The organism is Cupriavidus sp. SK-3 (assembly GCF_000611145.1).
Classification (GTDB): domain Bacteria; phylum Pseudomonadota; class Gammaproteobacteria; order Burkholderiales; family Burkholderiaceae; genus Cupriavidus.
Genome location: NZ_JFJV02000214.1, coordinates 78,721 through 85,134, shown reverse-complemented (window position 1 = coordinate 85,134; position 6,414 = coordinate 78,721). Strand labels below are relative to the sequence as shown.

Here is a 6,414-nt window from a genome sequence, read left to right as displayed (position 1 = left end):
CGTCAAGAACGCTGACGGTCGGACGGTTACGAGCGCAGCGAGCGGATCGTCAGCGCAGGCGCGCCATTGCTGACGATTGGCGATCCCCGCGACCTGGAGATCGTCGTCGAGCTGCTGTCGACCGAGGCGGTCAAGGTCAGGCCCGGCATGCCGGTGCGCATCGAAGGATGGGGCGGCGAACAGGAAATAGGCGGAATCGTGCGGCTGGTCGAACCGCATGCCTTCACCAAGATATCCGTTCTGGGGATCGAAGAGAAACGCGCCAACGTTATCATCGACGTCATAGCGCCGCCTGCGCAACTGGGAGACGGCTTTCGCGTGATCGCCAAGATTGTCCTGTGGCGGGGAGAGGATGCGTCCAAGATCCCGGTTAGTTCGATCTTCCGATGCGGCACGGCTTCGTGGTGCGTGTTTGCCGTCACGAATGGCCGCGCAACACGGCGGGAAGTACGAATCGGGCACAGAAATGCAGAGGACGCCGAATTGCTCGAACCGCTGTCACAGTACGACCGAATAATTCGCTATCCTTCGAGCAGCCTTGTAGACGGCCAGCGAGTCGCGGAGCGCAAACGATCGTAGGCGCGGGCAAGATGATTGGTGTCTCGGTAGTCCGGGAAAAAAGTGCGCATATCGTAAAACAGCCACGCCGGCCGTCAGACAATCAAGGCCAGTCCGACGAGAATCCTGGAGGTCCGATCAACGGTCCCAATATTGATTTTCTTCCCGAAGGCCTTTCAACAATTTGTTAAGGCCGGTCCGAATCCGCGATAGCGATTCGCAAGTGTTCATGTCCCCTTCGGGCTCCTCCCGGCTCGTGTTGCCTTTGACCTACGGCAACCGCGATACGCAAGGGTGCCGAAGCGCACGCGCATCGGCGCGAAATCGCGCTGCCCGTCGCCGCCAGGCTTTCTCGATTTCCGCCGCTATGCCAGCCAGGGACGACGCCCCTAGGCAGATCCCCAGGTCCTGCAGGCCTAGCGGTTCCGTCTTGAAGATCGTATTCAATGACGGCACATAGATGACGGCCATCTGCAGGCCAAAGGTGAGCAGGACCGCCGCGAGCAACGGCGGATTCGAGCGCAAACCAAGGTGCCATAACGGGGTGCCTTCAGAGCGGATAGCCAATACATGCGTCATTTGGGAAAGCGTGAGCACCGTGAATACCATGGTTTGCCAGTGCCGCTGCCCGCCCGGCAGCGCCCAGGCCTGCACCCCCAGGCAAAGGCCGGCGATCAGTAAGCCGAGGCAGACGATGTGCTGCCACATGCCGCGCGCAAACAAGCTTTCCGTCGGGGGCCTGGGCGGACGCCGCATAATGCCGGCTTCGGCCGGCTCCGCCGCCAGTGCCAGGCCGGGCAGGCCGTCGGTGACAAGGTTGATCCAGAGGATGTGGATTGGCAGCAGCGGGATGGGCAGCAGGAACACCGGCGCCAGGGCGATCGTCCATATCTCGCCCGAGTTGCCCGTCATGGCATAGCGTACGAACTTGCGGATGTTGTCGTAAATACGGCGGCCCTCCCGCACGGCCGCGACGATTGTCGCAAAATTGTCATCAAGCAACACCAGGCTGGATGATTCCCGGGCGACGTCAGTTCCGTTCTTGCCCATGGCCACCCCAATTTCCGCGCGTTTGAGCGCGGGCGCGTCGTTCACGCCGTCGCCGGTCATGGCGACGAATTCTCCGCGCGCCTGGAGTGCCTCGACGATGCGGATCTTTTGCACCGGGTCGACGCGTGCAAACACGCGCGCGCGGGCCACACGCTCGCGCAAAGCGGTATCGTCAAGCGAGGCGAGGTCTCCCCCCGTCACGACCTCGGCATCGCGTTCCGGCACGATGCCCAGCCGATACGCGATGGCGCGCGCTGTGGCTGGGTGGTCGCCGGTGATCATTACCGGGGTAATGCCCGCAGCGATGCAGTCGCGCACGGCATCGGCAGCTCCCGGTCTTGGCGGGTCGATGAGCGCCAACAGGCCAAGGAACTGCAGGCGGCATTCGACTTCGGCCAGCATATTGGTATCAGGAAGGCGCGAGTGGCTCCTGCGTGCCAACGCCAGCACGCGCAGGCCTTGCCCGGCGAGCGTGTTTGCCTGCTCAAGTACGACGGCGCCATCCAGCGGCGCGGGACCGTCCGGCGCCCACCGCGCTTCGCAGCATGGCAGCACCGACTCTGGCGCGCCCTTCGTATAGGCCACATAGCCGTGCGCATCTGGGTGGAATGTGGTCATTCTCTTGCGGCCTGAATCGAACGGTTGCTCCTGGACGCGCGGAAGGGTCGCGTCCAACGCGGCCTTGTCGACACCGCCGGACAGGGCCGCCCGTACCAGCGCCGTTTCAGTTGAGTCGCCTTGCCAGTCACCGGCGGTATCGCCGCCGGACTGGCGGGCGTCGTTACATAGCACGGCAGCAAGCAGAGCTTCCCGATGTACGGCGCCCGGAAGCGAATCGCCCGGGACCCAGTGGTGGCCGTTGGCCAGCAATAACTCGACCTGCATGCGATTCTGTGTCAGCGTACCTGTCTTGTCGGAACAGATCGTCGTGACAGAACCCAGGGTCTCCACCGACGGAAGCCGCCGTACCAGCGCGTGCACCGCCACCATCCTGCGCGCACCGAGCGCAAGCAGCACGGTGACCACGGCGGGCAGCGCTTCCGGGATCGCGGCCACTGCCAGGCTGATCGCCGTAAGCGCCATTGGCAGCAGGCTTTCGCCACGCAACACGCCCAGTCCAAAAATCACAAGGCAAATTCCCAACACCGCGATCGACAGCCGCTTGCCGAACGCTGCCAGACGGCGCTGCAACGGCGTGCTGCGCTCCGCCTTGTCGAGCAGTTGCGCGACTTTGCCGAACTCGGTGGCCATGCCGGTGGCCATCACGATCCCTCGTCCGCGCCCATGCGTGGCGGCGGTTCCCTTGAACGCCATATTGACGCGGTCGGCGAGAGAGCCGCCGCTGTCGGCGGACATGGCAGCGCTCTGCTTGGCGACCGCGACTGATTCGCCCGTCAGTGCAGATTCGTCCACCTGGAGTTGGGCGACTTCGATCAGGCGTAAATCGGCCGGGATATGGTTTCCCGCTTCCAACTGGACGATGTCACCCGGCACCAGGGCACTTGCCGGCACCGTCTGCAAGCGACCGCCGCGCAGCACCGTGGCCTGGGCTGCCGCGAGTTGGCCAAGCGCGGCGATGGCGCGATCGGCGCGCCAAGCCTGCGCGACGCCGATGGTGGCGTTGAGCAGCAAGATCACCAGGATGGCGAGCGTGTCGGTCAGGTCGCCGATGACGCCGGAGGCGATCGCGGCGGCCAGCAGCACGATCACCATAAAGTCCTTGCATTGCGCGGCGACCAGAGAAAGCAGTCCGATCCCGGACGTCTCCTGGAGCGCATTCGGGCCGTGGTGCGTGGCGCGCAGCCGCACCTCGTCTTCGGCCAAGCCGTGCGCGGGATCCACTCCTTGCTCGCGGGCGAGTTCCCGCGCGTCGCGCAAATGCCAGCCGGAGACGGGCACCCTGGATGCCGGCTTCAACGGGCGCGCCGCGGACACCGTGACTCGCAATAGACCCAGCCGTCTTCCAACTCATTGATGCGCAGGCGGAACAGGTAATTGATCGCGTTACGCCCGACCGTGACCTGGCGAGACTGGCTTTCCCCGCGAAACTGGGCACGCAAGGTATATGCGCCCGGCGGCAGCTTCATATAGAGCAAGGGCCCAGCGGTGACAACACGCAGACGCCGCTTGCCGCTGGCATCCTCGACCGTCACCGCGACGTCGGATAGGGCCGCGCCACCCTTCGCATCGTAGAAGCCGAGCCGTACATTGAAGCGGGTCGTCATGGACCGCATGGCTTTTACCTCGTCCTCGCCGATGCCGCCTGAGACATAGGGGATCCCGTTGATCTCCTGTACCTCGGGAGGGATGTCAGCATCCAACTGCGCGCCATGGACGGGCAACGCCATACTGACGAAGCTGACCACTGCCGCAGCGAGGAAGCCAACGATTTGCTTGCCAGCCATGATGGATTCGGTTCGTGGTTATTCGCTAGCACCAACAGGGCGCCGGCTTCTCCACTCCAGTATTATCCGTGGCGCGGCGCGCGGCTTGATCCAGCGCAATGCCACGCGAGACGGACCCGGTCGCCTGCTTTACTGTGTTCGGCTCTGTGTTTTGTGGTTTCAGCACAAGACATCTGTAAAGACGCTCCCACTACTCCCACTATAATTCGCGACACGCCCCCGGATCACAAAAAGGTACACCTGCCACGCATCAAATCCGGACGGCCCATGCTGCAAAGCGTTGTGGTTTCGGACACCGCGGTTCCGCATGGCTCTGTTACGAGCCGAAGGCGTTGTGCATCCAAAAGCTCAAAATGGCAATACTCGTGCGCAAGACCCCTTGCCCGCCGCGTCGAAATTCGCTCGCCCAACTGCGCCAAGTCCTCGCATTCAAGAGATTGGTGCGGGCAGGGCTCCTTCAAGAGCCAACGAGTTCGTCATCTTGGCCAGGGACAAAGGCTACGACCCCCTGGTCAAGCACATCGGCACGCTTGGCGTGCCCTGCAGACGTGTTGCAGCTGTCAGTGAAATATACGGGGCTCCGCCCACGGCAGCAGTAAGGACGCCCGATCCATCACCAAAGACATCTTCTCCGGCAATCCGGCAAGTAAGGAACTGGATCGCGTAAGAGCCAACCTCGGCAAGGTCGAGAAGAACAAGAGGCCGAGGAAGAAGGCAACGCTCATCAAGTATGTGAGCACCGTCTTTGGCAACAAACTTCCCAAGGCGGAACTGGCAGAGCTGGTTGACGACATGTTCCGCCGGAAGTTGGTCTCCGAAGCCAACAACGCCATTAGCTATCACTTTTAGCCAACAGCATTGCCGCTTCATGACAGAAAAGAAATTCAGTCCACTGGGCTTCGAGCTACGCACCAGCTCTGTCGACCCTTGGTTTCCCTTGTTGTTCCGAACCGGCATCGCCGATGGTGCCGCATCTGACATGCAGGTCATCTACTTCGGTATGAGCAGAGACGGTGCCAAAGCGCCGTTTTCCAACTATGACGACACCCTGCGGAGAATGCAGGACGGCCGAGCGCCAAGGAACGGCAAGCGTTTCCGCCAGATACATAGGGACATCGACATTGCCCTGCGTGAAGGCAAGTCAGTCGTGATCGAACTGGTTCGGAACGTGGACACCGACACCGAGCTCCTTGCCGCTGCGAAGAAGGTGCTACAGCGAGCGCATGGATTGAGCGACTGAACGTTGATGCAGGACAGGCTTACAGCCCAGCCACCGTTTGGCCTGGTACACGCCCATCAATGATGTCCTGGGCAAATGACAACATTCCCCGCCGTGCCGCACCGATGTTTTCCCAAGGCTTTGCCGACGAAGGAAACACACGCGAATGCTCCGTACCTGGCTTCTGCCCTTCGCGGCAAATGACAACGGACGCATTGAAGCTCCGATCCGCCTTAGGCTGGTGCCACTCCCGAACCACTGCGTGCTGGTAAACCAGCGGATAAATGTCGAACCCCTTGTAGCTGGCGCTTGGCTTGTCGTCCACAATGCGCTCCGGTTGATGGCAATGCGTGACTGTACTCGATCTTCATGGCTCCATCACGTCGGCGATCAACTGACAACTAGCCGAGAGCCGTCGGATGCAACTCCGGCACAAACCCGGCTTGTAGCACCGCCACCGTCGAACGTGGGGTAAGGACGATCACTTCCGTTCCGGTGGTCACGCCTTCTTCCCCAACCCTGGCTCCCCGCGGCAGCATGGTTGTCGCCTCGACAAAATCTGAACCTGGGGGCGATAAGGAATAGCAGTGGATCGATACGGACAAGCGTTTAGGGACCGAGCAGTAGCGCGGTTGTTGCCGCAATCGGTAGTCTGGGAGATGTCTCCTTCACCGGTGTTACCCAAAATCCGGTTGCCACCATCTGATCAATAGCCCTCCCTTGCCGACATTGCGTCCGTCTGCAACAACGTGACAGCGCCCACGCCATGGAGCAATTGTTCTTCATGACGATGGGAGAGACGTGGTGATTTGCGCCGGCCGCGACAGAGCCATCGCGTCTCCCGAGTAGGCGGCAAGCCATCCGGCGCAAACGGAGCCTGGTAAGGGCCACCGCACCTGACGGAGCAGGGCGAGAGCGGGCGACCGCGCTTGCTGCGAATCGGGGAATCGCTTCGATCAGCGGCAGCAGTTGGGAAATATCGTTTCGATTGGCGCCGGTCAGACTCCGCCCAAGCGGGATCCCCTGGGCTTCCGTCAGGAATCGGTGCTTTGAACCGGGTCGCGCGCGATCGGTGGGGTGGGGTCCCCTGTTGCCACGTGTGCAGACGTCGCCAGCAACTGATGCCGAAACCACAACCCATTTCCTTGGGCAGGGCTTCTTAATCTGAACTCGGTTTCGCTC

Annotated in this window: 4 protein-coding genes and 1 pseudogene; 2 read left to right on the top strand and 3 right to left on the bottom strand. The window is 61.9% G+C overall.

What is annotated here, in order from left to right; all coding sequences use genetic code 11:
• Nucleotides 1–45: 45 nt before the first annotated feature.
• Nucleotides 46–579 carry an efflux RND transporter periplasmic adaptor subunit gene (locus tag CF70_RS21410; protein WP_255350683.1) on the top strand — a complete coding sequence of 178 codons (534 nt, stop codon included), beginning with the start codon at nucleotides 46–48 and terminating at the stop codon, nucleotides 577–579.
• 249 nt (nucleotides 580–828) lie between these two features.
• On the opposite strand, the gene CF70_RS21405 is transcribed toward CF70_RS21410, so the two are convergent.
• Both CF70_RS21405 and CF70_RS21400 read right to left on the bottom strand, forming a co-directional pair.
• Nucleotides 829–3,525 (bottom strand): cation-translocating P-type ATPase, encoded by a 2,697-nt coding sequence (locus tag CF70_RS21405; RefSeq protein WP_051648746.1) that lies wholly within the window; start codon nucleotides 3,523–3,525, stop codon nucleotides 829–831.
• Nucleotides 3,522–4,013, bottom strand: a complete 492-nt coding sequence (locus CF70_RS21400; RefSeq protein ID WP_051648742.1) for a hypothetical protein — start codon at nucleotides 4,011–4,013, stop codon at nucleotides 3,522–3,524. The genes CF70_RS21405 and CF70_RS21400 overlap by 4 nt, the downstream gene beginning before the upstream one ends.
• An 868-nt stretch (nucleotides 4,014–4,881) precedes the next feature.
• Here CF70_RS21400 and CF70_RS21390 point away from each other — a divergent pair.
• A complete protein-coding gene (locus CF70_RS21390; RefSeq protein ID WP_035869169.1) occupies nucleotides 4,882–5,253 on the top strand; it encodes a hypothetical protein in 372 nt (123 codons plus the stop codon).
• Nucleotides 5,254–6,145: 892 nt separating this feature from the next.
• Here the strand turns inward: CF70_RS21390 and CF70_RS37030 are convergent.
• A pseudogene (locus CF70_RS37030) lies at nucleotides 6,146–6,385 on the bottom strand (IS5/IS1182 family transposase); the annotation flags it as partial.
• Between the last annotated feature and the right edge of the window lie 29 nt (nucleotides 6,386–6,414).